General features: G+C 71.4%; 24 protein-coding genes. 15 read left to right on the top strand and 9 right to left on the bottom strand.

The window, feature by feature from the left end; genetic code table 11:
* The first annotated feature begins 59 nt into the window (after window positions 1-59).
* Window positions 60-2,561, top strand: a complete 2,502-nt coding sequence (locus tag ID574_RS54860; protein WP_188197043.1) for an ABC transporter permease — start codon at window positions 60-62, stop codon at window positions 2,559-2,561.
* Complete coding sequence (locus ID574_RS54855; protein WP_188197042.1) at window positions 2,558-3,289, top strand: ABC transporter ATP-binding protein; 732 nt, start codon at window positions 2,558-2,560, stop codon at window positions 3,287-3,289. The genes ID574_RS54860 and ID574_RS54855 overlap by 4 nt, the downstream gene beginning before the upstream one ends.
* On the opposite strand, the gene ID574_RS54850 is transcribed toward ID574_RS54855, so the two are convergent.
* Window positions 3,286-3,948 (bottom strand): response regulator transcription factor, encoded by a 663-nt coding sequence (locus ID574_RS54850; protein WP_188197041.1) that lies wholly within the window; start codon window positions 3,946-3,948, stop codon window positions 3,286-3,288. The two genes, ID574_RS54855 and ID574_RS54850, sit on opposite strands and share 4 nt — an antisense overlap.
* Window positions 3,945-5,027 carry a sensor histidine kinase gene (locus ID574_RS54845; RefSeq protein ID WP_188197040.1) on the bottom strand — a complete coding sequence of 361 codons (1,083 nt, stop codon included), beginning with the start codon at window positions 5,025-5,027 and terminating at the stop codon, window positions 3,945-3,947. The genes ID574_RS54850 and ID574_RS54845 overlap by 4 nt, the downstream gene beginning before the upstream one ends.
* 83 nt (window positions 5,028-5,110) lie before the next feature.
* Between ID574_RS54845 and ID574_RS54840 the strand changes: the two genes are divergently transcribed.
* From ID574_RS54840 to ID574_RS54830, 3 genes are read left to right on the top strand one after another with little or no spacing between them, the layout of a single operon-like run.
* On the top strand, window positions 5,111-6,370 hold the full coding sequence (locus tag ID574_RS54840; RefSeq protein WP_188197039.1) for a cation:proton antiporter domain-containing protein: 1,260 nt from the start codon (window positions 5,111-5,113) through the stop codon (window positions 6,368-6,370).
* A gap of 20 nt (window positions 6,371-6,390) precedes the next feature.
* Complete coding sequence (locus ID574_RS54835) at window positions 6,391-6,591, top strand: hypothetical protein (protein WP_188197038.1); 201 nt, start codon at window positions 6,391-6,393, stop codon at window positions 6,589-6,591.
* Window positions 6,578-6,733, top strand: a complete 156-nt coding sequence (locus ID574_RS54830) for a hypothetical protein (RefSeq protein ID WP_188197037.1) — start codon at window positions 6,578-6,580, stop codon at window positions 6,731-6,733. The genes ID574_RS54835 and ID574_RS54830 overlap by 14 nt, the downstream gene beginning before the upstream one ends.
* 44 nt (window positions 6,734-6,777) lie before the next feature.
* On the opposite strand, the gene ID574_RS54825 is transcribed toward ID574_RS54830, so the two are convergent.
* Window positions 6,778-8,307, bottom strand: a complete 1,530-nt coding sequence (locus ID574_RS54825) for an alpha/beta fold hydrolase (protein ID WP_188197036.1) — start codon at window positions 8,305-8,307, stop codon at window positions 6,778-6,780.
* A 170-nt stretch (window positions 8,308-8,477) separates the two neighbouring features.
* Here ID574_RS54825 and ID574_RS54820 point away from each other — a divergent pair, with 170 nt between their 5' ends.
* Window positions 8,478-9,374: a GNAT family N-acetyltransferase gene (locus tag ID574_RS54820; protein ID WP_188197035.1), complete on the top strand. Its 897-nt coding sequence runs from the start codon at window positions 8,478-8,480 to the stop codon at window positions 9,372-9,374.
* A gap of 45 nt (window positions 9,375-9,419) precedes the next feature.
* On the opposite strand, the gene ID574_RS54815 is transcribed toward ID574_RS54820, so the two are convergent.
* Window positions 9,420-10,472 carry a methyltransferase domain-containing protein gene (locus tag ID574_RS54815; RefSeq protein WP_188197034.1) on the bottom strand — a complete coding sequence of 351 codons (1,053 nt, stop codon included), beginning with the start codon at window positions 10,470-10,472 and terminating at the stop codon, window positions 9,420-9,422.
* A gap of 232 nt (window positions 10,473-10,704) precedes the next feature.
* A complete protein-coding gene (locus tag ID574_RS54810) occupies window positions 10,705-11,454 on the bottom strand; it encodes a class I SAM-dependent methyltransferase (protein WP_188197033.1) in 750 nt (249 codons plus the stop codon).
* Window positions 11,455-11,526: 72 nt separating this feature from the next.
* Here ID574_RS54810 and ID574_RS54805 point away from each other — a divergent pair, with 72 nt between their 5' ends.
* Window positions 11,527-12,096, top strand: coding sequence for a CGNR zinc finger domain-containing protein (locus ID574_RS54805; RefSeq protein WP_188197032.1), 570 nt, complete (start codon window positions 11,527-11,529; stop codon window positions 12,094-12,096).
* Window positions 12,097-12,320: 224 nt separating this feature from the next.
* On the opposite strand, the gene ID574_RS54800 is transcribed toward ID574_RS54805, so the two are convergent.
* Complete coding sequence (locus tag ID574_RS54800; RefSeq protein ID WP_188197031.1) at window positions 12,321-12,686, bottom strand: ClpX C4-type zinc finger protein; 366 nt, start codon at window positions 12,684-12,686, stop codon at window positions 12,321-12,323.
* 18 nt (window positions 12,687-12,704) lie between these two features.
* Window positions 12,705-13,064 carry a hypothetical protein gene (locus ID574_RS54795; protein ID WP_188197030.1) on the bottom strand — a complete coding sequence of 120 codons (360 nt, stop codon included), beginning with the start codon at window positions 13,062-13,064 and terminating at the stop codon, window positions 12,705-12,707.
* A gap of 291 nt (window positions 13,065-13,355) precedes the next feature.
* Here ID574_RS54795 and ID574_RS54790 point away from each other — a divergent pair, with 291 nt between their 5' ends.
* The 8 genes from ID574_RS54790 to ID574_RS54755 all read left to right on the top strand — a co-directional run bounded on the left by ID574_RS54790 (window position 13,356) and on the right by ID574_RS54755 (window position 21,013).
* Complete coding sequence (locus ID574_RS54790; RefSeq protein WP_188197029.1) at window positions 13,356-15,194, top strand: glycosyltransferase family 2 protein; 1,839 nt, start codon at window positions 13,356-13,358, stop codon at window positions 15,192-15,194.
* A gap of 76 nt (window positions 15,195-15,270) precedes the next feature.
* Window positions 15,271-16,278 (top strand): energy-coupling factor ABC transporter permease, encoded by a 1,008-nt coding sequence (locus tag ID574_RS54785; protein ID WP_188197028.1) that lies wholly within the window; start codon window positions 15,271-15,273, stop codon window positions 16,276-16,278.
* 3 nt (window positions 16,279-16,281) lie between these two features.
* The gene (cbiQ, locus tag ID574_RS54780; RefSeq protein ID WP_188197027.1) at window positions 16,282-17,037 is read left to right on the top strand and encodes a cobalt ECF transporter T component CbiQ; all 756 of its coding nucleotides are present in this window, start codon (window positions 16,282-16,284) and stop codon (window positions 17,035-17,037) included.
* The gene (locus tag ID574_RS54775) at window positions 17,031-17,768 is read left to right on the top strand and encodes an energy-coupling factor ABC transporter ATP-binding protein (protein ID WP_442939460.1); all 738 of its coding nucleotides are present in this window, start codon (window positions 17,031-17,033) and stop codon (window positions 17,766-17,768) included. Before cbiQ ends, ID574_RS54775 begins: the two co-directional genes overlap by 7 nt.
* Before the next feature lie 104 nt (window positions 17,769-17,872).
* Window positions 17,873-18,211, top strand: a complete 339-nt coding sequence (locus ID574_RS54770) for an STAS domain-containing protein (protein WP_090946873.1) — start codon at window positions 17,873-17,875, stop codon at window positions 18,209-18,211.
* A gap of 48 nt (window positions 18,212-18,259) precedes the next feature.
* Window positions 18,260-19,033, top strand: a complete 774-nt coding sequence (locus ID574_RS54765) for an SDR family NAD(P)-dependent oxidoreductase (RefSeq protein WP_188197025.1) — start codon at window positions 18,260-18,262, stop codon at window positions 19,031-19,033.
* 487 nt (window positions 19,034-19,520) lie between these two features.
* A complete protein-coding gene (locus tag ID574_RS54760; RefSeq protein WP_188197024.1) occupies window positions 19,521-20,285 on the top strand; it encodes a crotonase/enoyl-CoA hydratase family protein in 765 nt (254 codons plus the stop codon).
* Window positions 20,286-20,389: 104 nt separating this feature from the next.
* A complete protein-coding gene (locus tag ID574_RS54755; RefSeq protein WP_188197023.1) occupies window positions 20,390-21,013 on the top strand; it encodes a rhomboid family intramembrane serine protease in 624 nt (207 codons plus the stop codon).
* A 77-nt stretch (window positions 21,014-21,090) separates the two neighbouring features.
* Here ID574_RS54755 and serC read toward each other — a convergent pair whose 3' ends face one another.
* Window positions 21,091-22,200, bottom strand: coding sequence for a phosphoserine transaminase (gene serC / locus ID574_RS54750; protein ID WP_188197022.1), 1,110 nt, complete (start codon window positions 22,198-22,200; stop codon window positions 21,091-21,093).
* A gap of 10 nt (window positions 22,201-22,210) precedes the next feature.
* Window positions 22,211-22,531: a hypothetical protein gene (locus tag ID574_RS54745; RefSeq protein WP_188197021.1), complete on the bottom strand. Its 321-nt coding sequence runs from the start codon at window positions 22,529-22,531 to the stop codon at window positions 22,211-22,213.
* Between the last annotated feature and the right edge of the window lie 79 nt (window positions 22,532-22,610).

The raw sequence follows: 22,610 nt of genomic DNA, 5'->3' as shown, positions 1-22,610 counted from the left end.
AGGCTTGACGGGGAGAGCGGCCGCCCGTCCCAGCGCGGCCGGGAGTGGGGGGTGGTGAGGTGGCGTGGTTGGCGTGGCGGACGCTGCGATGGCATCCGGGCAGCCTGATGGGCACGCTCGTCACGCTGGTCGTCGCGGCGACCGCGGTCGGCGCCCTGTGGTTCGTCGTCGACTCCACGGACCGGCAGGAGGTCCCGGTGGAGCGGTACGCCGGAGTTCCGCTGGTCGTCGGCACGAGCGGAGGTGGGATCTCGCCGGGACTGGCGGCGGCCGTGGACGCGCTCCCCGAGGTGGGGGCGACGGTTCGCGACCTCAGCTTCCCGGCGGTCCTGTTCGTCCGCGGGGCTCGGCTGGAGGTGCCCGGGGACCAGCGGGTCTGGCCGTGGGGACATGGCTGGTCGAGCGCGCGGTTGACGCCCTTCCTGCTCAGCGAGGGGCGGCCGCCACGGGCGCCGGGCGAGGTGGTCATGGACGCCCGCCTGGCCGCGGTGGCCAGGACCAAGGTCGGAGACCGGGTCGAGGTCGCCGTGTCGGGAACCGTCCAGGCCCACGAGGTGGTCGGCGTGGCGGCGCCCCGATCGGCCTGGCGGCACCAGTCCGCGCTGTTCTTCGCCGACGGCCACGCCGCCGCATTGTCGGGACGCGGCCAGAGGGCCGACGCGCTCGGCGTCTACCCCCGGCCGGGCGTCGGCGTGGAGGCGCTGCGGGCGGCCGTGACGCGGGCGGTGGAGCCGTACAACACGCCTGGCCTGCGGATCGCGCGCGTCGCCGTCGGCGCGGACCGCGGCGGGCAGGAGAACAACATCGTCGCCGGTGAAGGCTTCAACACCCTGTGGTTCCTGGTGTGGGTCACCGGGCTGGTCTCCACGGGCATGGTGGCGGCGGCCATGGGGCTGTCGGCCCGGCGCCGCGGCATGGAGATCGCCGTCCTGCGGTCCGTGGGAGCCCGTCCCGGGCAGATTCGGTGGATGCTGCTGGCGGAGGCGGTACTGCTCGCCGTGGTCGCCACGGCGGTGGCGGTCCCGCTCGGCATGCTCCTGGCTCCGGTCGTCGTGGCCCGTTTCCGCGACTTCGGGACGGTGAGCGTGGCCTTCGAGGTCGGCTACCACCCGGTTCCGGTGCTGTGGACGTTCGCGCTGACCCTGGCCATCGCCCTGGTGGCGAGCCTGGCGGCGGTACGGCGGGCGCTGCGGATCCGGCCCGGCGACGCGCTGGGCGAGGCCCCGGCGGAGGGCAGGCGGCTCGGCAGAGGACGGCTGGCGGCAGGGCTGGCGCTGCTGGCGGGGGCCGGCGCCCTGTCAGCCGTGCAGCTGTGGGGGCTGGTCACGCTCCACGGGGTCGCCCTGATGGGCCTGCAACTCGGCACGATGTGCCTGGCCGTGGCCGCGGTCGGCCTGGTCGCCCCTTGGGTGGTGCTGATCTCGGGCAGGCTGGTGCGGGTTGTGGTCGCCCGGGTGTCGCGGGTGGGCGGGTTCCTCGCCGTCGCCAACGTGGTCTTCAACCACCGCAGGTTCGCCGGGGCGGTGGGAGCGCTGGCGCTCGGCGTGACGCTTGTCGGCGTGATCGTGGGCACGCAGCTCTTCTACGACTGGCGGGTGGCCGCGCACGCCGTCAGGGACGTCCGCGCCGACCACGTGCTGCGGCCGTCGACGGGGCAGGGTGCGCTGTCGGAGGAGCTGCGGCGCCGGGTCCTGGCTCGCGACGGCACGTCCGCCGCGGTCGGGATCGCTCCGATGCCGGTCGCCGTGTCGGTGGAAGGACGGCCGCCCGTCCAGGACCCGCCGCCCGCCACGGCCACCCTGGTCACCGGAGACGTCACGCGGGTGCTCCATTTGTCCTTACGCGGCCGGTCTCCCGGTGACCTGGGCGAAGGCGAGGTTGCCGTGAGCGAGTCGCTCGGGGCAGGGCTCGGGTCGCGGCTACGGGTCAGGTTCCCCGGCGAGGCCGAGGACGCCCGCTACACGGTGACCTCCGTCTACGCCGACACCGGCGAATTGGGGTCGGTGCTGCTGCCCGCCCGCGCGATCGCCGGCACCCACCTGCCGTCGCGGCAGCACGAGCGGATCTACGTACGCGGCGCGGATCCCGGCCGGCTCGCGGATCCGCGCGTGCCCGTGGAGTCCTTCACCAAACAGGAGTACGTCTGGCAGAAGAGCCGGGAGAACGCCGAGCGGAACCGCACGTTGCCGTATGTCTCCCTGCTGGTCGCGGTGCTGTGCCTCGTGGCCGCGATCAACAGCCTGTGCATGGGGCTGCTCGACCGGCGGCGGGAGTTCACCGGCATGCGGCACCTCGGCATGCGCCGGGGCCAGGTGATGCGGATGGCCTGCTGGGAGAGCGTGTTCACCGTCGTCCCCGTCCTCGTCCTGGCCCTGGCCGCGACCGCCTGGGTGACGCTCGTTCACGCCGCGAGCGAGCCCGGCGGGGTGGCCGGCACGTTGTCCCTCATCCCCTTCGACTGGCTGGTCCCTCTCGGCGCGGCCGCCCTCGCCGGCGCGCTGGCGGGATCGCTGCTGGTCGTCCGCGCGGCACTGCGAAACGAAAGGCAGGACACGGTATGAACGGCGGTATCGAAGCCGCGGTGCGTCTCGACGGCGTCGGCAAGGTCTACGGCACGGGCGTTTCGGCGGTCACCGCCCTGCGCGACGTCAGCCATGCCTTCGCGCGCGGTTCCTTCACGGCGGTGATGGGGCCGTCGGGCTCGGGCAAGACCACGTTGCTGCAGTGCGCGGCCGGGCTGACCCGGCCCACGTCGGGTTCCGTCAGCGTGGGCGGCGCCGACGTCACACGGCTGAGCGAGGCCGAGCTGTCCGGCCTGCGCAGCCGGCGGATCGGGTTCGTGTTCCAGGCGTTCAACCTGCTGCCGGCGCTGACGGGGAGGGAGAACATCGAGCTGCCGCTGCGGCTCGCGCGCCGCCGGCCGGCGCCCGGCCGGGTGGAGGAGCTCATCGGCCGGGCCGGGATCGGCGAGCACGTGCACCGCCGCCCGCACCAGCTGTCCGGCGGGCAGCAGCAACGTGTGGCCATCTGCCGGGCGCTGGTGGCCGGGCCGGACGTGGTGTTCGCCGACGAGCCGACGGGCAACCTGGACGCCAGGTCGGGACGGGAGATCCTGGGCCTGCTGCGGCTGGTGGTCGACGAACTGAGGCAAACGGTCATCATGGTCACCCACGACCCGGCCGTCGCCGCCCACGCCGACCGGGTGCTCTTCCTCAGCGACGGACAGGTGATCAAGGTCATGGAGGCCCCGACGGCCGAGGCGATCGCCGCCGGTCTCGGAGTCCGCTAGGGCCCGCCGGGGGTCACGAGGCCGGCCTCGTACGCGACGATCACCGCCTGCGCCCGGTCCCGCACCTCCAGCTTGGCGAACAGGTCGCTCACCCGGTTCTTCACCGTCGAGACCGCGAGCCCGATCTGCTCGGCTATCTCCTGGTTGGACAGCCCGCGGGCGATCAGCTCCAGCACCTGCAGCTCGCGCTCGCTGAGCCCGGACAACGCGGCGGGGACGGTCACGGCGCGCGGCCGGGACGGCCGGACGAAGGTGCCGATGAGGCCGAGCAGCAGCCGGGGCGCCACCGTCGCCTCGCCCCGGTGCACGATCCTGATGCCGTCGACCAGCTCCTCCGGCGAGGAGTCCTTCGGCAGGAACCCGGACGCCCCCGCCCGCAGCGCGGCCACCACGTGCTCCTCCAGGTCGAAGGTGCTCAACGCGAGCACCTTCGTGCCGGGCAGCTCCGCGACGATCCGCTCCGTGGCCGCCACCCCGTCCATGCCCGGCAGGTGCAGGTCCATCAGCACCACGTCGGGACGCAGGACGTGGCTCTGCCGTACCGCCTCCAGCCCGTCGGCCGCCTCGCCCGCGGTGGTCAAGCCGGGCTCGGTCTCCAGCAGCAGGCGCAGGCCCGCGCGGACCAGCGCGTGGTCGTCCACGAGCAGTACTTTGATCACGTCTTCTCCAGCAGCGGGATGCGGGCGTGCACCACGAAGCCTCCCTCGGGCGCGGGCCCGGCGCGCAGCTCCCCTCCGCACAACGACACCCGCTCGGCCATCCCCGCCAGCCCGAGCCCCAGCCCTCCTCCGCCGCCCGGCTGCGGCCGGCCGTCGTCGGCGACCTCCACCTCGACGAGATCGGGCCGGTACGCCAGCCGCACCCGGGACCGCGCGCCCGCCGCGTGCTTGCGCGTGTTGGTCAGAGACTCCTGCACGATGCGGTACACGGCGTGGTCCACGGTCGTCGGCAGCTCGACCGCCTCGCCCGTGACCTCCAGCTCCGCGTTGCCGGACTCCTCGATCAACGCCGGCAGCCTGGCCACCCCGACGCCCGCCTGGTTCTCCACCGACTCGCCGTCGGTACGCAGCACGTCCAGCAGGCGGCGCATCTCCGCCATCGCCTGGCGGGCCGTGTCCTCGCCGGTGAGCAGGGTCTCCCGGGCCCGGCCCGGGTCGATCGGGATGGTCCTCCTGGCGACGCCCATGTACAGGCTCACCACGCTGACGTGGTGGGCGATCACGTCGTGCAGCTCGCGGGCGATGCGGCGGCGCTCGGCCCGTACCGCGTGCTCGGCCGCCTGCTGCGCCTTGCGCAGGGCCAGTTCCTCGCGCAGGCGCACGACGTGTCCCACCGCCACCGGCAGCGCCGGCGACAGCGCGATGGTCAGCGAGACCGAGAAGTAGTCCGCCCAGGCCGGCATGAAGGCCACCAGCCCGCCGGCCACGGCCAGCGCCGCCACGACCGCCGAGACGCGGGACGAGGTGTGGCGGCCCACGCTGTAGAGCGCGAGGAGCATGGCGCTGACCGGCGCGTCGTGCAGTGGGGCCCGGGACGTCACCAGGTACACCACGCCCACCAGGACCGCCACGGCGACCGGATGCCCGCGACGCGGCAGCACGAGCGCCGCCGACCCCACCGCGATCACCATGGAAGCGACGTTCGCCGTCCTGAACTCGGCCAACAGCACCACCAAGGCCAGCGCCACGTCCCCCACACGCGGATGGGTCGCCCATCCGCGTAAGACCGCGAACGACATGATCCCCAATGGACCACAGTGTCACGGATCGCGCAAACGCCGTCAGGGGTGATGTGTGGTGACCTTGGGGAAGGTGGCCCGGGATGTCCACCCCAGACCTCGTCCTCGCCCTCGCCGGCGCCGCCGCGTTGCTCGCCGCCGTCCTGCCCGGCCTGCTCGCCCGTCGCGCGCTCTCCTTACCACTGGTGTACCTGCTCGGCGGCGTGGTCCTGTTCCTGCTGCCGCTCGGCCTGCCCGAACCCGATCCGATCGCTCATCGGGTGGCTTTGGAGCACATCACGGAGATCTGCGTGCTCGTCTCCCTCATGGGAGCGGGGCTGGCGCTCAACCGGCGCGCCGGACTGCGGAGCTGGGCCACCACGTGGCGGCTGCTCGGCTGCGCGATGCCGCTGACCGTCGCCGGGGTCGCGGCCGCGGCCGTCCTCGTGCTCGGCTGGCCCGTCGCGGCGGCGCTGCTGCTGGGCGCGGTGCTCGCGCCCACCGACCCGGTGCTCGCCTCCGACGTGAACGTGGGGGAGCCGGCCGACGCCGAGAACGCCGACGACGAGGTCCGCTTCGCGCTCACCTCCGAGGCGGGGCTGAACGACGGGCTGGCCTTCCCCATCGTGTACGCCGCCGTCGCCGTGGCCGTCGTCGGCGGAGCGGGGTGGGTGGGCGAGTGGGCGCTGGTGGACGTGCTCTACCGGATCGTGGCGGGAGTGGTCTGCGGGCTGCTGATCGGCCGGCTGCTGGGGCGGCTGTTCTTCCACTCCCGCGCCGACGAGCTCAGGCTGGCCGAGCACCGCGACGGTTTCGTCGCGCTCGCCGCGACCTTCCTCGCGTACGGGCTGACCGAGCTCGCGCACGGCTACGGCTTCGTCGCGGTGTTCGTCACGGCGTGCACCATCAGGCGCGTCGAGCACGGCCACGGCTACAACAACGTGCTGCACGGTTTCGTGGAGCAGATCGAGCGGCTGTTCACCGCCTGGCTGCTGCTCCTGCTCGGCGGCTTCGTCGCGGCGGGCGGCCTGGCCGCGCTCACCTGGCGGGGCGCCGCGGTGGGGCTGCTGTTGCTGCTGGTGATCCGGCCGGTGTCGGGCTGGCTGTCTCAGGTACGCGGCCCGGCCGGGCCCAAGGAACGGCTGGTGATCTCGTTCTTCGGCATCCGGGGCATCGGCTCGCTGTTCTACCTCACGTACGCGCTCGGCGAGGCCGACTTCGGCGTCCCGCCGGAGGAGCTGTGGGCGGTGACCGCCTTCACCGTGGTCGCCTCGGTGGTCCTGCACGGCATCACCGCCACCCCGGCCATGACCCGCCTGGACGCCCTGCGCGACGGCGCCCTCGTTGACCGATCATGTCACTGAGAGCCCATCGTGAGGAGCATATGTCGGACCCCTCAGAACTTCCCGTCCTGCCACCGGACGCCGCCGCCTTCTACACCAGCCACAGCGTCTTCTCCTCGCCCGGCGCCCTGGCCGGGCTCTATGCCGACCTGCCCGCCGACCCCGGCCTGCTCGCCCGCATCGTCCGCGACCTGATGATCCATCGTCCTCTACGATCGGATCGCCACGGTGACGGCCGATGACGTGGATTTCCCCGCGGCACGCAGGACGTTCATCGAGGACGACCGCCTGCGACCCCCGAAGACCGTCCTGTCCCTGGCACCGTTCAACGGCCCCCAGCAGGTGACCCTGCGTATTGCGGACCGAAAGGGCCACGACTGCTGAGGGCGCGGCCCCGCCCCTGCGGGTGAGGCCGCGCCATCAGATCCCTACGAACCCGCGTACGTCCAGCCCGGCAGACCCGGGAGGGGGCCCGGGAGCGGGCGGGCGGTGCGCTGGGCGGTCAGTTCGGCCGGTGGGACGGCCGGGCACCTGGCGCCCTTGGCCGGCGCCGTGACCGAGACCAGGTACTGGTCGATCGCGGTCGTCGGGCAGTCGCCGCGGCCGTAGATGCCGTGGCCCCACCCCTCGTACGTCAGCAGCCGGGCCTCACGGCCGATCTGCCGAGCCGCGTTCACCGCCCACGGGTAGCCGGTGGCGGGGTCGTGCAAGGCGTTGCCCAGCAGGAGCGTGGGCGTGCCCGACACGTTGAGGCGGTGCTGGGGGTTCGGGGCGGGCGGCGAGCCGAGGCAGGCGGCCGTGATCGGGTGGGCTGCCGCGCTGACCAGCATGTCCGGCGCGATCGCCGCCGATCTGCGCAGGTGGCGGGCCCATTCGCGGTAGTCGCGGACGGGCACGTCGTAGTCCTGGCAGAAGACGAAGGTGGCGTCGTTGATCACCTCTTGGCTCGCCTTGGCCGGCGGCGTGAGGATCGCCTTCGCCGTCTGGGCGCCGCTCTCGAGGGCCACCAGGAACTCGGCCAGTTCCTTGAAGGCGGGGCCGTAGAAGGCGCCGAACGCCTGGCCGATGAGGCCCAGCTTGCTGATCTTCGCCTCCGGCTGGCCGGGCAGGTGCAGCTCGCCGCGCTCGGCCCTGGCCAGCAGGCCCTTCCAGACCGCGCGGACGTCCCTGCCGTGCAGCGCGCACGACGCGGTCCGGTCGCACCAGGCGACGAACTCGTTGAACGCGTCCTGGGCGGCCCACGACTCGGTGTCCAGGAACGCCTTCGTGCCGAGGCTGTGGTCCATGTTGCTGTCGAGCGCCAGCGCACGCACCCGCTTCGGGAAACGCTCGGCGTACAGCTGGCCGATGAGGGTGCCGTACGAGACGCCGTAGTACGTCAGCTTGTCGTCACCGAGGGCGGCGCGCAGGGCGTCGAGGTCGCGCACCACGTTGCCGGTGTGGACGTGGTCGAACAGCGGGCCGGTGCGGGCCCGGCAGTCCTGCCGGTAACGCTCGTTGTGGGCGAGCAGGGCGTCGAAGTCGGCCTGGCTCTTGAGCGACAGCGGGTCGGGCGCCTGCAGGGCGAGCTCGAGCGAGCAGGTGATCGGGTGGCTGCGCGCCACACCGCGCGGGTCGAAGCCGACCACGTCGAAGCGGCTGGTGATCTCCGGCGTGAAGCCGAGCCAGTTCTCCAGTACGGCGGTCACGCCCGAACCGCCGGGGCCACCGGGGTTGATCACCACCGAGCCGATCCGGGCCGCCGGGTCGGTGGCCTTGCGGCGGGCGAGGGCCAGCTCGAACGTCTCGCCGTCCGGCTTGTTCCAGTCGACGGGCACGGTCAGCGTGCCGCATTCGGCCGTGGCGTCCTCGGCGCAGGGGGCCCACGAAATGGCCGGCGCCGCCGCGGCCGGGGCCACGGGCAGCAAGGGGACCGCCAGGGAGAGTAAGAGGGTGGAGATCAGGACTGGTCTTCGCATCGCGGATCCAATCGTCGGGTACTTGATCGTCGATCAGAGCGTTCCACAAGACCATCCGACTGGAGTAGGAAATCGCAGTCATCCTCAGGTACCTCTTCCGGTGATGGGACTGACAGGAGGATGAAAGGGCGGCTCGGCACCCTGGAGGTCACGCATCCAGGAGGAAGATCATGCCGAGCGAGACGACCACGCCCGACGTCCTGACCGCCGTCACCGCGGCCAGCCTCGCGCGGACCCAGGCCGTGATGGCGGACACCACGGCCTGGGCCGCCGTCAACGGCCTGCAGCCGCCGCCGCAGGATCTTCCGCTGTACGCCGCCCACGGCCCGGCCGCCCCCGCCTCGACGGCCTTCTCCGCCGACACGGTGTGGTTCGCCCAGGCATGGGCGACGGCCACCGCCCTGGCGCACGGGGAGCGGTCGAGCCGGTCGGGCCGGGTGTGCGTCGTCCACGCCGAGGAGGGGCGGCGGTGGGCGACCGTGCTGTATCCGCCGGCCTCGGAGGAGGAGTGGCAGGAGGTCCTGGACGAGGTCGCGGGCCTGGCCGGCGACGGCGCCGCAGGCCGCACCCTGCTGACGAGCCCATGGCGCACGCCCGACCTGCGGCGGCGCGGCTGGGAGCTCATGGGCTACCCGGTCCTGCTGCATCGCAAGCCGGGCGGCGGCTGCCGCGAGGTGCCCGCGCCCGAGGTCGTCCTTCGCCGGGCCGGACACGACGCGTGGCGGCCGGGCTTCGTCACGCCGGCCGACCTGGCGGCCGACGTGACGGGGGTGCTCGACGGGCCGTGGAACCCCGAGGTCCTCCACTGGACCGCCGGGCACGGCGGCGAGACCGTGGCGGTGGCCGCCGTCGTCCTGGCGCATGGGCTGTGGATGCCGGCGGCGGTCGCGGTACGGCCCGATTCACGGAGACGAGGCGTCGGCAGGGCCGTGCTGTCTCTGCTGCGGCCACATCTCGCCGCGTTCCCGGAGCCGCCGTCGCTCGCCCTCGTTCCCGACCACCTGGCCGGCATCGCGCGCGGTGCCGGTTACCGCTCCCGCCAGCGCTGGATGACCTGGCGCCGATGACGGCACGGACCGGGCGATCGCGTCCGCGCCCAGGTCGCTGGGGGCTCAGGCGCGTGCCTCCAGCACCAGATTGAACTCGGTGGCGAGCGCCTGCCTGACGTTCCCGAACCCGGCCGAGCGCAGCACGTCGATCAGCCGCTCCGGGCCCGCCTGCGCCCCCAGCGCCGCCCCGTTCTGGGCGAGCGAGTTGGGCACGCACACCATCGTCGAGGCGGCGTAGTACGCGAGCGCGACCGGGTTGCCGATGCTGCTCTCCAGCCGGTCGGTGGCGAACGGCTCGATCACCATGACCGTGCCGCCCTCGGCCAGCGACCGCCTGGCCGTGGCCGCCGCCCCCACCGGGTCGCCCATGTCGTGCAGGGAGTCGAAGAAGCAGATCAGGTCCCACGACCCCGCCGGGTATCCGTGCGCCCCGGCGACCAGGAACTCCACCCGGTCGTCCACCCCCGCCTTGGCGGCCTCCTCCCGCGCGGCCAGCACTGACTCCTCGTGGGAGTCGATGCCCATGAAGTGGGCGTTGGGGAAGGCCTGCGCCATCAGGATCGTGGAGCGGCCGTGGCCGCAGCCGACGTCCAGCACGTGCGCGCCTTCGCGGAGTCGGTCCACGACGCCGTCCAGCGCGGGCAGCCACTGGTCGACGACCGAGGCCCGATAGAGCGGCTCGAAGAACCTCGCCGTGCCGGTGAACATCCGGGAGTCGTGGTCGTGCCAGGCGACGCCCGCGCCGGTGCGGAACGCCTCCGCGATCTTGTCCACGGCCATCCAGAAGGCGACGGCCGCCTCCAGGCCACCGCCCTGGAACGCCGGTGAGCCCTCGTGCGCGAGCACCGCGGCATGCTCGTCGGGCAGCTCGAACCTGCCGGTCGCCGCGTCGTACGTGACATGCCCCGCCACGGCCTGCGCGGCCAGCCACTCGCGGAGATATCGCTCGGCCAGACCGGTGCGTGCCGCCAGCTCACCACTGGTCACGGGGCCCGCCCCCGCCATCGCCGACCAGATGCCCAGATGGTCGCCGAGGTACGTGAGCAGGACCGCATTGGCCGCCGCCCGCTTGCCGGCGATCTCCATGGCGAATTCCTTGACCTTGTCCGGGTTCATCGTCCCGCCTTCCTGTCGTTTCCGAAGTGACACCACGACAGAGTCGGCACCCGTTCTTTCATCAGTCTTTCACTCGCCTGCCAAGGAACCGACGGAGGTGGCAGCGCCTACGGGTTCCCTGAACGTGTTCGACACGTTACCGTGGGTAGCAGGTGCGTCTTTCCGGCCCGGCGGCGACGCCGGTGACGCGTGGGTGGCCCATACCAGCGGCGGAAAGGCGCACCTATTCGGCTCACCCGCGCACGGCGCACAGCAGCCGGTTGTTCCCGCGCTGCCACAGCGTCCCGATCTCGGTGAAGCCCGCGTCCCTGAGGGCCTCGACGTGCTGCGCCATCAGCTCCGACTCGGAGCCGTGGTGATGCACGCCGGCGGTGGTGCGCTCCTGGTCGAGTGCGGCGAACGCCGGTTCCGCCGCGATCGCGTCCCACCAGGCCCGCCACTCCTCGGGCCGGTCCGCGCCGAACGTCCGCTCGATCTCGCGCTCGCGCAGCGCGTTCTCCAGCCGCGCCAGCACCGGGGTGTCGCTGATCATGTGGTCGCCGTTGAGCAGCACCCCGCCGGGCCGCAGCACGCTCGCCAGTTCGCCGTAGACACGCCGCAGGTCCGGTTCGGAGATCCAGTGCAGCGCCGTCGTGCTCACCGCGGCGTCGGCCGGCCGGTCCAGGCCGAGCAGCTCCGTCCACCCGCTCGTCCGCAGATCGGCCGAGACGAACGTGAGCTGCGGATAGGCGGCCCGCCCGAGCCCGAGCAGCAGCGGATCGGCGTCCACCGGCACCACTGTGGCCTTGGGCAGCCGGTCGAGCAGCCGGACCGACAGCGAGCCCGGACCGCACCCCAGGTCGATGACCAGCGGATCGGGCCGCCCGAGCGCCTCCACGGCGTCGATCAGGGCGGTGAAGCGCTCCTCCCGGTCGGGCAGGTTGTGCTCCTGCTGGCGGTCCCAGCGCGTGATCCACTCCAGTGCGACATCGTGAGTGAGCACGAGAATCTCCTTGTGACTGTCGTCTAAGCTTTGGGCAGTCACAAGCTAAACCACAAAGGTGTAACTGGTCAATTGGATTACAACGGTCACACAGATACCGTGGTCGCGGCCACGGTGGCGCTGGTGAACGCGCTGACCCCGGGCGAGAGGCGCGGGCGCGCCTTCCCCGCGCCGACCGCCCCCGGCGCGGCCGCCACCGAGGGCCTGCGCAGCGTCTACGCCGCCCAGCGCGAGCTCACCGAGGCCGAGGGCGCCGAGCTGGTCGAGGTCGCGGCACGCCTGCGCGCGGTCTTCGCCGCCGTGGCCGACGGTGATGTCGACACCGCCGCCACGCTGGTCAACGTGCTGCTGGAGGAGACGCGTGCCAGGCCGATGCTGGTCAAGCACGACGGCGAGCCCTGGCATCTGCACTTCCACGGCCCCGGCAGCACACTGGGCGGCGAGTGGGCGGCGAGGTGCGCCACGGGGCTCGCGATCGTGCTGGGCACCGAGTTCGCCGACCGCCTCGGCGTCTGCACGGCGCCGCACTGCGACCGCGTCTACGTGGACGTCTCCCGCAACGGCACCCGCAGGTTCTGCTCCACGGCCTGCCAGAACCGCGTCAAGACGGCCGCCTTCCGCGCCAGGGGCAAGGCGGAGTGAAAGAAGAGCGTGGCCGGCCCCCCTGCTCCAGCTCCCCGGCGCAGGGGCCGGGGAGCTGGAGCCCGTTCATTCGGCGGCTAGCCGTTCTGCCTCTTCGTGCAGCGCGAGGACGAGGACCAGCTCCAGATGGAGCTCGTCGAGATCCGGTGCCGCAAGGCCGTCAAGGACGCACATAGCGGGCCTCCCTGAGTAAACGACGCCGCAGGAGTCACAACGGTTTACACCTATGTCTCGGTTCTGAACCGTTCCCACGCCGATTGGCGCGTCATGCCGAGCGAGGCGCCGATGCGCTCCCAGCTGACGTCCCTGGTGCGTAGGTGCGCCACCCAATCGCGCAGGTTGTCGTCGACCTGCTCCTGTACGGCCGCGATTTTCGGGAGGTGGTCGAGTATTTGTTCATCGGTCATGGATTCCCACGCGGGAAGCCGGGGCTCGGAGGAGGAGACGAGTCGTTCCTCTTCGAGGATCGCATTGCACAGTTCGACGCACTGGTCGCAAATGTGTACACCGGGACCGGCAATGAGCGTGTCGACGTCCGTGCTCTTCTTGTGGCAGAAGGAGCAGCGGGCCTTGTCCGTCCAGTCAGGCATGGCCTGACACTAAGCCTGTCAGGCCACACCTGACAACCCCGCAAGCCGATCTCGCTCCATCTGCGCCTGCAGGATGGCCTGTCGCTCCTCGTTGATCCTGCGGCAGATCGTCACGTAGGCGTTCAGCACCTTGCAGTACGCCTGCCGCGCCTGCTCCACCTCGGCGCGCAGGCGCAGGATGCGATCGGCGTCGCCTTGCTGCTCGGCCTCGGCCAGCAAGGCGCGGGCCTCGCCGACGATCTCTTCGGCCCGCATTCTCGTACGGCGCAGCAGTGCGGAGCACTCGTACAGCTCAGCCAGCCGCGCCGAGGAGACGATGAACTCAGCAGTGTGCACGGCCGAGCCGACGGCCGTCCGCCTGCGGAGATCCGATCCCATTTCCCGCCACCTCCCGGTCAAGGTTGCCTAACTGTAGACGCGCAACAGCCGGTTGCGGATCACTGGGGAAGTCTGGGAGTACCTCAGCGCTCCTGCCGGGGAGGTTTCTATGCCCGGGTGGGAAAAGCTCTTCCCTGAAACTCGTTCGGTGCGGACCGAATGCGGTATTTGGCCACTCTGCGGGGTCTTATTCGAAGAATGCCCGCCAATATCCGTTGTCCGCAAAAGCCGCGGATGAAGACGTCCGATCGGGCCCCACGACGGCGACTCTTCGTCACATACTGAAACGGGATGGCGACGCAACGTAGTCCGGGACGGTGGGAGATGCGGGTGGCAGGGGACAATGGTGACGACGCGGTGGACGTCAGCGTCGTCATCCCCGCGCACAACTGCCGGGACTATCTCGACAGATGCCTGACGTCCGCACTCGTGCAGCGGGTCAAGAAGGAGATCGTGGTCGTCGACGACGGCTCCACGGACGGCAGCGCCGACCTCCTCGACCTCTACGCCGCCTATCACAAGGACAACGTCCGGGTGGTGCGCATCGAGAGCAGCGGCGGCGCCGGCCGTCCGCGCAACGTCGGCCTCGCGCACGCCACCGGCCGCTACGTGTTCTTCTGCGACGCCGACGACTACCTCGGCCCCGAGGCGCTGGAGCGCATGGTCGCCATGGGCGACAGGAACGGCTCCGACATCGTCCTCGGCAAGATCGTGGGGCACGGCAGACGGGCGCCGGTGTCGATGTTCCAGCACAGCGCCGACCGGGTGGAGCTGGGCGACAGCACCGTCTACAACAGCCTGTGCTGCTTCAAGCTGTTCAGGAGGGAGCTGCTCGAACGCCACCGCATCAGGTTCGGCGAGGGCATGCTGGTCGGCGAGGACCTCATCTTCACCGTCCACGCTTACTGCCACGCCCGGGTGATCTCCGTGGTCGCCGACTACGACTGCTACCACCTGGTGTCCAGGCCCGACGGCAGCAGCGTCATGCAGCAGCCGGGCAGCCGGGACCCGATCGCCTGGCTCACCATGATCCGCGAGCCCATCCGCCTCATGGCCCGGCACGTCGAGCCGGGCCCCCTCCGAGACCACCTGCTCCGCAGGCACTTCAGGCTCGACGCGTTCGCCCAGCTCGGGGCGGTGTTCCTGGAGAGCGACGACATCCGGCGCAAGGACATCGCGCGGGAGGTGGCCGCGCTCTGCGAAGAGTGGTACACGCCGGGTGTGCACGAGCGGCTGGGCAGCATCGACCGGCAGCGGGCGACCGCGCTCGACGACATCGACCGCCTGGTGCGTCTGGCCCGCATCGAGAGCGCCACCGTCCGGCGCCGGCTGACCGGTCTGCGCTGGGACGGCGACCGCCTGGTGGTGACCGGCGCCGCCCGGCTCGACGGCATCAGCAGGGACGACGGCGTGGGCCTGGTGCTGCGCTCACGGTACGAGCCCACCGCCGAGCTGGTCGTCCCCGCGCAGCGCAAGGGCGGCGAGTTCACCGCCCGCGTGGAGGCCGGCGAGCTCGGCTCCGGCGTCTGGGACCTGCGGGTGGCGGTCGAGCTGGAGGGCGTGGTGCGCTTCGGCCGGCTCGGCGCGGAGCGCGACAGCGGCATCACCCGGCCGCCGCCCAGGCTGATCGGCGACGTGGTGGTGATGCCGTACTTCACCAAGGACAACGGCAACCTCAGCATCGACGTCGGCGGGCACGTCGTCGCGGTGCCCGGCACGGCCAGGCTCATCAGGACCAGGTGGGCGCTCGGGCGGCGGCTGCTGGTCGATGGCGAGGTCACCGTCGCCGGCGCCGCCCCGGCGGCTGCGGCGATCAGGCGGCTGGTCTGGCGCGAGCGGCGCACCGGACGGGAGCGGGCCGAGCAGGTGGTGGCGCTGCCCGGCGGCGGGTTCACGGCCAGGCTCGCGGTGGGCCGGCTCGCGCCCGGCACCTGGGACGCCTACCTGGAGCTCGACCTGGGCGGTCCACCCACCCGCTTCAGGATCGAGGCCGACGCCGAGGCGGTCACCGCCCCGCGCCGGGGCGTCTTCAGGAGGGTGCGGCCGTACGCGACGTCGGGGAAGGGACGGCTGAGCGCGGCGGTGCGGAGGCTGACACCCGCGACCATCGTCAGGAGAATCGTGCGGTAATTGCCAGCTATGTGCAGGTGCAAGACGATGTCCTAAAGTAGGAAAGCTTGTTCGTCCCCTTTTGGGAGGCATGGTCGTGCACGTACCCGATGGCTTCTTCAACGCAGTAACGTCCGTATCGGCCGGAGCGGTGGCGGCTGCCGGGGTCGCGGTGTGCCTGCGTGGGGCGCGGCGCGAGCTCGATGACAGGACCGCGCCCATGGCCGGCCTCGTCGCGGCCTTCATCTTCGCGGTCCAGATGCTCAACTTCCCCGTCGCCGCGGGCACCAGCGGACACCTGCTGGGCGGCGCGCTGGCGGCGATACTCGTCGGGCCCTATACCGGCGTGCTCTGCATGGCCGTGGTCCTCCTGGTGCAGGCGGTGTTCTTCGCCGACGGCGGGCTGACCGCGCTGGGCGTCAACATCACGATCATGGGCCTCGTCACCGTGCTCGTCGGCTGGGCGGTCTTCCGGCTGGTCACCGGGCTGGCCAGGGGCAAGGGCGGGGTCACGCTGGCGGCGTTCCTGGCCGCGCTGATCTCCGTGCCGGCCTCCGCGCTGGTGTTCACGCTGCTGTTCTGGATCGGCGGCACGGCGCCGATCGAGGTGGGGGCGGTGGCGGCCGCGATGGGCGGCGTGCACCTGCTGATCGGCATCGGTGAGGGCGTGATCACGGCGGTGACCGTCGGTGCGGTGCTCGCCGTCCGGCCCGACCTCGTGTACGGCGCCCGCGGCCTGGCCAAGCCGCTGCTCCTGCGCGGCGCCGAGGGGACGACCACGACCGTGGGCGAGCCGGAGCCGGTCCCCGTCCGTGGCGCACTCAAGCCGTTCCTGCTCGGCGGTCTCGGGCTGACGGCGGTGCTGGCCGGTGTCGTGTCGTTCTTCGCCTCCTCGGACCCCGACGGGCTGGAGGCCGTGGCCGAGAACAAGGGCTTCCTCGACCAGGCGGCCGACCACCTGTTCGGGGGTTGGGCACTGGCCGACTACGGTGAGGTGGGCGGGATCCCCGTGGGCGTGGCCGGGATCATCGGCGTCGGGCTCGTGCTGCTCATCGCCGGGGGAGTGGCCTACGCCGCCAGAAGCCGAGACAAGATCAAGGTGTGACGCGTGGGCGCCGGACATCACCATCAGCTCTACCTGCCGGGCGGCTCGGTCGTCCACCGGCTGCCGCCGCAGTGCAAGCTGCTCGCGATCTTCGCGTTCGCCATCGTGGTGGTCGCCACGCCGCGTGAGCGGTTCTGGGCGTTCGCCGCGTACGCGGTGCTGCTCGGCGTGGTCGCGGCGGCCGCGCGGGTGCCGGTGACGTACGTCGGCCGGCGGATGGTGATCGAGGTGCCGTTCGTGTTGTTCGCGTTCCTCATCCCGGTCATCGGGCTGGGGGAGCGGATCACCGTGCTGGGGCTCTCGCTGAGCGTGCCGGGCCTCTGGGCGGCGTGGAACATCCTGGCCAAGGCCACACTGGGGGTGGCCGCCTCGATCCTGCTGGCGGCCACCACGGAGCCGCGGGTCATCCTCATCGGGGCACAGCGGCTGCGGCTGCCGAGCCTGCTGGTGCAGATCGCCATGTTCATGCTGAGGTACATGGACGTGATCATGGAAGAGATGCGGCGGATGCGGGTGGCGCGGGAGTCCCGCGGGTTCGAGGCCCGGAATTTCCGGCACATCCCTGTGATCGCCCGCTCCGCCGGGGCGCTGTTCATCCGCTCGTACGAGCGGGGAGAGCGGGTGCATCTGGCGATGCTGAGCCGCGGATACTCCGGACGGATGCCGATAATTCAAGATATGTCGGCATCCGCGCACCAATGGGCGACCGCCCTCGCCCTGCCCGCCGCAGCCCTCGCCGTGTTGGGACTCACGTGGTGAACTCTCTCGAAGTCAGGCAGCTCGCCTACGCCTACCCGGACGGCACGCAGGCGCTGTTCGGCGTGGACCTGTCGATCGCCCGCGGCGAGCGGGTGGCCCTGCTCGGCCCGAACGGCGCCGGCAAGACCACGCTCGTCATGCACCTCAACGGGATCCTCACCCCGGGGCACGGCACTGTGGCCGTGGCGGGGACCCCGGTGCGCAAGGACACGCTCAAAGAGGTCAGGCAGCGCGTCGGCCTGGTCTTCCAGGACCCCGACGACCAGCTCTTCATGCCCACGGTCAGGGACGACGTGGCCTTCGGCCCGGCCAACGCGGGCGTGCGGGGCGAGGACCTGGACCGGGTGGTCAAGAACGCGCTGGACCGGGTCGGCATGCTGGAGGCCATCGACCGGCCGCCGCACCACTTGTCGTTCGGCCAGCGGCGCCGGGTGGCGGTGGCGACGGTGCTCGCCATGGAGCCGGAGATCCTGGTGCTCGACGAGCCCTCGTCCAATCTCGACCCGGCCGCCCGGAGGGAGCTGGCCGAGATCCTGCGCTCCCTGGACGTGACCGTGCTCATGGTCACGCACGACCTGCCGTACGCGCTGGAGCTGTGCGAGCGCTCGCTCATTCTCTCCGACGGCGTGATCGCCGCCGACGGGCCCACGCGCGAGCTGCTGGCGGATGCGGAACTGCTGGCCAGACACCGTCTGGAGCTCCCGTACGGCTTCGCCATCCCGGCGGTGTGAGGATGTTCTGACCCGCTTGGCGGCTTTTATCCGACTCTTCGTAGTCTGTGGATGCCCGTTATCCGGGGATGTCGAAGTACAGTGGCTCATCGAGGAGGGGCCAAATGAAGCTGCGGCTTGCGCGACATGCCCTGGGAGACGCCGTGGTGGTGGCCGTTGAGGGAGAGCTCGACCTGTTCACTGCACCGTTCCTCCGCGACGAGGTACGCGATGCCATCAAGCAGGACGGCGCCAGACTCGTGCTCGACCTGCAGCAGCTGTCGTTCATGGATTCCAGCGGACTGTCGGTGCTGATCGAGGCCTGGCGGCTGGCGACGGGGGAGGGCGGCGGCGTGTCACTGGCCGCGCCGCAGGCGCCGGTGGCGCGCATCCTCCGCACCACCGGTCTGGATCGGCGGATCAAGGTGTACTCCGACGTCGACAGCGCGGTGGGTGAGATTTGACCACCCCCGAGTAGAACTTCATTCGGTTGGCGGGTTAAGGTCCGGTCTATGGACGTGAACGGATCTGCAGCAATCATCTCCGGCGGCGCCAGCGGTCTCGGCGAGGCCACGGCCCGCGAGCTGGCCCGCGCCGGCGCCACGGTGGTCGTCGCCGACCTCAACGAGGAGCGCGGCAAGACCGTCGCCGACGAGATCGGCGGCGTCTTCGTCAGGACGGACGTGTCGGACGACGACCAGGTGCAGGCGGCCGTGGACGCCGCCGTGGCCACCGGCAAGCCGCTGCGCGTGGTGGTCAACAGCGCCGGCATCGGTTGGGCGGAGCGTACGGTGAACCGCGAGGGCCAGCCGCACAACCCGGCCACCTACCGCAAGGTCATCGAGGTCAATCTGATCGGCACGTTCAACCTCATGCGCCTGGCCGCGGCCGCGATCGCCAAGACCGAGCCCGCCGACGCCGACGGGCAGCGTGGCGTGGTGATCAACACCGCGTCGGTGGCGGCGCTGGAGGGGCAGACCGGGCAGCTGGCGTACTCGGCCTCCAAGGGCGGCATCGTGGGCATGACGGTGCCCGCGGCCCGCGACCTGTCGGCGATCGGCGTCCGCGTGAACACGATCTGCCCCGGCATCATCGACACCCCCATCTACGGCTTCTCGCCGAACGCCGAGGAGTTCAAGGCCAAGCTGGTGGCGCCGGTGGTCTTCCCCAAGCGGATGGGCCGGGCCGAGGAGTTCGCGCACCTGGTGCGGTCGTTGATCGAGAACGACTACATGAACGCCGAGGTCATCCGCTTCGACGGCGGCATCCGCTTCCAGCCGAAGTAACCCGCCCGCCGGCCTGCGCCCTCGCGCCGCAACCCGCACCCAAGGCTCCTGCGGCCCGCTGCCGCCGGCCTGCCCGCGACCGCCGGCCGACGCTTCACGTCACCGCGAGGCGCCGGCACCGGGGCGGACGCGTAGGAGCTGCCCACGGGCGCTGCGGGGCGGGCCGCCTCCGCGGCGGTGCGTCCAACTGCTGGGCGGTCCCGTGGGAGGCACGGCACCACCCGCAGGGGCGGTGTCTGCCCGCGGGGCACGCGGCGGGGGCGCATCCCCCGCCGCGGGTGGCGGAGCGGTCCTCGCAGCACCGTCGTGGGCGGGGATGCCCTCCGCGTCACGGTCGTGGGCGGGAATGCGCCCCCGCATCCCCGCAATCCGCCGGGGACGCCCCGAGCCCGCTGACCACCTCGGTCGGGCGAAGGGCCGGATCCGGCAGCTGCCCGTCAACGCCCCGCGGGGCCGAACCCCGCGAGTCTCGATCGAAAGGGTTGTTGTGTCTGACGAAGTGCTCGTCGAGGAGTCCGGCAACGTAGCGATCATCACGATCAACCGCCCCAAGGCCCGCAACGCCGTCAACGGGGCGGTGGCACGCGGGATCGCGAGTGCGCTGGACGACCTGGACGCCCGCCCTGACATTTCCGCTTATGTCCTGACCGGCGCGGGCGGCACATTCTCCGCGGGGATGGACCTGAAAGGGTTCCTGACCGGCGACTTCCCGGTGGTGGAGGGCCGGGGCTTCGGCGGGCTGACCGAGTCGCCGCCCAAGAAGCCGCTGGTCGCCGCGGTGGAAGGGTACGCGCTGGCCGGAGGATTCGAGCTGGCCCTGGCGTGTGACGTCATCGTGGCGTCGTCGGAGGCCACGTTCGGGCTGCCGGAGCCCAAGCGCGGGCTCGTGGCGGGCGCGGGCGGGATCATGCGGCTGCCGCGCAGGATCCCGTACCACGTGGCCATGGAGATCGCCCTGACCGGCGACCACTATCCGGCCTCGCGCCTGTACGAGCTCGGCCTGGTCAACCGGATCGCCGAGCCGGGCGCGGCCCTGGAGGGCGCGCTGGAACTGGCCCGCAAGATCGCCGCCAACGCCCCGCTGGCGCTCGCCGCGACCAAGAAGGTGATCATCGAGTCGCAGGACTGGCCGCTGGAGGAGATGTTCAAGAGGCAAGGGGCGATCATCAATCCGGTGTTCGGCTCCAAGGACGCCATGGAGGGCGCCGCCGCCTTCGCCGAGAAGCGCGCGCCCCAGTGGAAGGGCGAATAGCCGGGTCCCCCTCCCGCCCCGGAACGGGAGGGGGACTCTTTTTAGCGCGCTCATAGCACTTCCTGCGTACGGTAAAGAGAGAAGCCGAGCTACTGGGAGTGCGGATGAGCGACTATTCGGGTTCCAGGTTCGGGTCCGCCAAACGCGGCGCCGGAGCCCTTCTCTCAGGTGCGCTGAGCGCCCTCATCATCGTGATCGCCATGCTCGCCGTGATGTGGGTCGTCGAAGGCGTGGACTTCGTGCTCAACGGCGCCCTCGACCAGTTCGGCATCCTCGGGTGGGATCCCGAGGGCCTGGCCGGCATCCTGTTCGCGCCTTTCCTGCACGGCGGCTTCGCCCACCTCATGGCCAACTCGCTGCCGCTGCTGGTCCTCGGCTTCCTGGCCGGCCTGCGCGACGTCGGCAAGTTCCTCTGGGCAAGCCTGATCATCATCCTGATCGGCGGCCTGGGCACCTGGGTGACGAGCCCCGACGTCTACACGGTGGGGGCGAGCGGTCTGGTGTTCGGCTACTTCGGCTACATCATGGCCAGGGGCGTGTTCGACCGGCGGCTGCTCGACATCGTGATCGCCGTCGGCGTCGGCATCGCCTACTGGGGGATCCTGGCCGGCCTGCTGCCCAACCAGCAGGGCATCTCCTGGCAGGGGCACCTGTTCGGCCTCATCGGCGGCGTGGTCGCCGGTTGGGTGCTGCGCCGCAAGAAGAAGCCGGAGATCCCCGCCTCCTAGACGAACACGAAGGGCGAGCACGTCAGCGGACGTGCTCGCCCTTCGTTCGCCGAGCTGCAGGGCTACGGGTTACAGAGCTAGAGGCGCTCGACCACGTAGTCGACGCACGTGGTCAGCGCGTCGATGTCGGCCGGGTCGATGGCCGGGAACATCGCGATGCGCAGCTGGTTGCGGCCCAGCTTGCGGTAGGGCTCGGTGTCGACGATGCCGTTGGCGCGCAGCACCTTGGCCACTGCCGCGGCGTCCACGTCGTCGGAGAAGTCGATCGTGCCGACCACCTGCGAGCGGAACTCGGGGGCGGCGAACGGCGTGGCGTACGTCGACTTCTCGGCCCAGGTGTAGAGCCGCGAGCTGGAGTCGGCCGTGCGGGCGGTGGTCCAGGCCAGGCCGCCGTTGCCGTTCATCCAGTCGAGCTGGTCGGCCAGCAGGAACAGCGTGGCCACGGCCGGGGTGTTGTAGGTCTGGTCCTTGCCGGAGTTGTCGATGGCGATCGGCAGGCTGAAGAACTCCGGCACGTAGCGGCCGGTCGCGGCGATCTCTTCGACCCTGGCCAGGGCGCGTGGCGACATGATCGCGATCCACAGGCCGCCGTCGGAGGCGAAGCTCTTCTGCGGCGCGAAGTAGTAGACGTCGCTCTCCGTGATGTCGACGGGCAGGCCGCCGGCGCCGGAGGTGGCGTCGACGAGCACGAGGTCGTCCTCGCCGCCCACGCGCTTGATGGGCATGGCCACGCCGGTCGAGGTCTCGTTGTGGGTGAGCGCGTAGACGTCCACGCCCTCCTCGGCCACCGGCGTGGGGTGGGTGCCGACCTCGGACTTGATGACGCTCGGCTCGGCCAGCCACGGCGCCTTCTTGGTGACCGCGGCGAACTTTGAGGAGAACTCGCCGAACGACAGGTGCTGCGCCTTCTCGCGGACGAGCCCGAAGGCGGCGATGTCCCAGAACGCGGTGGTGCCGCCGTTGCCGAGCACGACCTGGTAGCCCTCGGGCAGCGAGAACAGGTCGGCGAGCCCGGAGCGTACGCGGCCGACCAGGTTCTTGACCGGCTTCTGGCGGTGGGAGGTGCCCATGAGGCTCGCGCCGGAGGCGGCGAGCGCGGCCAGTTGCTCGGTGCGAACCTTCGAGGGCCCGCAGCCGAAGCGGCCGTCGGCGGGCTTGATGTCAGCGGGAATCACGATGTCAGCCACGTAACGGAGCCTACCGACCTGCCTGGAGTGGCTCGTACGCGGTCCGGGATTTGAGATTCGTGAAACTTTCACCATGAACGCCCAGGTCAGCGGCGACGGGAGCGGCCTGGGACTTGAGGAGTGCCGTCCGGCGGATCGGGCCCTCCTGCAGCGGGTCCCGGGCGTCGATGGGGCCGCCGGGTCGGCCCATGGCCGTCAGCGCCTGCCTGAGCGTGGGTGCGTTGAAGTCCGCGAACGGGGGGAGCGTCAAGATCCGGCCGAACCTGTCGGGGGAGGTGGCCAGGCCACCGGACTGGGCCGTGACGACCTCGGCGAGTGCCGGCAGGCGCACGCCATCAACCCGTCCGTTAAAGGGGGCCTTCAGTGGAGAACGGCTACCGCGCGGGTGCGAGCCGCGCGGTAGCCGTCAT

The sequence above is a fragment of the Nonomuraea sp. SYSU D8015 genome, assembly GCF_008065375.1.
GTDB lineage: Bacteria > Actinomycetota > Actinomycetes > Streptosporangiales > Streptosporangiaceae > Nonomuraea.
Note: the sequence above shows the minus strand (reverse complement) of the source record. Positions and strands in the feature narration are given on the sequence as shown.

Excerpts from the sequence above, each read along its gene's own strand:
- ID574_RS54855 (WP_188197042.1), top strand. The coding sequence starts at position 2,558 with ATGAACGGCGGTATCGAAGCCGCGGTGCGTCTCGACGGCGTCGGCAAG.
- ID574_RS54845 (WP_188197040.1), bottom strand. The coding sequence starts at position 5,027 with ATGTCGTTCGCGGTCTTACGCGGATGGGCGACCCATCCGCGTGTGGGG.
- ID574_RS54840 (WP_188197039.1), top strand. The coding sequence starts at position 5,111 with ATGTCCACCCCAGACCTCGTCCTCGCCCTCGCCGGCGCCGCCGCGTTG.
- ID574_RS54835 (WP_188197038.1), top strand. The coding sequence starts at position 6,391 with ATGTCGGACCCCTCAGAACTTCCCGTCCTGCCACCGGACGCCGCCGCC.
- ID574_RS54825 (WP_188197036.1), bottom strand. The coding sequence starts at position 8,307 with ATGCGAAGACCAGTCCTGATCTCCACCCTCTTACTCTCCCTGGCGGTC.
- ID574_RS54820 (WP_188197035.1), top strand. The coding sequence starts at position 8,478 with ATGCCGAGCGAGACGACCACGCCCGACGTCCTGACCGCCGTCACCGCG.
- ID574_RS54815 (WP_188197034.1), bottom strand. The coding sequence starts at position 10,472 with ATGAACCCGGACAAGGTCAAGGAATTCGCCATGGAGATCGCCGGCAAG.
- ID574_RS54800 (WP_188197031.1), bottom strand. The coding sequence starts at position 12,686 with ATGCCTGACTGGACGGACAAGGCCCGCTGCTCCTTCTGCCACAAGAAG.
- ID574_RS54795 (WP_188197030.1), bottom strand. The coding sequence starts at position 13,064 with ATGGGATCGGATCTCCGCAGGCGGACGGCCGTCGGCTCGGCCGTGCAC.
- ID574_RS54790 (WP_188197029.1), top strand. The coding sequence starts at position 13,356 with ATGGCGACGCAACGTAGTCCGGGACGGTGGGAGATGCGGGTGGCAGGG.
- ID574_RS54770 (WP_090946873.1), top strand. The coding sequence starts at position 17,873 with ATGAAGCTGCGGCTTGCGCGACATGCCCTGGGAGACGCCGTGGTGGTG.
- ID574_RS54765 (WP_188197025.1), top strand. The coding sequence starts at position 18,260 with ATGGACGTGAACGGATCTGCAGCAATCATCTCCGGCGGCGCCAGCGGT.
- ID574_RS54755 (WP_188197023.1), top strand. The coding sequence starts at position 20,390 with ATGAGCGACTATTCGGGTTCCAGGTTCGGGTCCGCCAAACGCGGCGCC.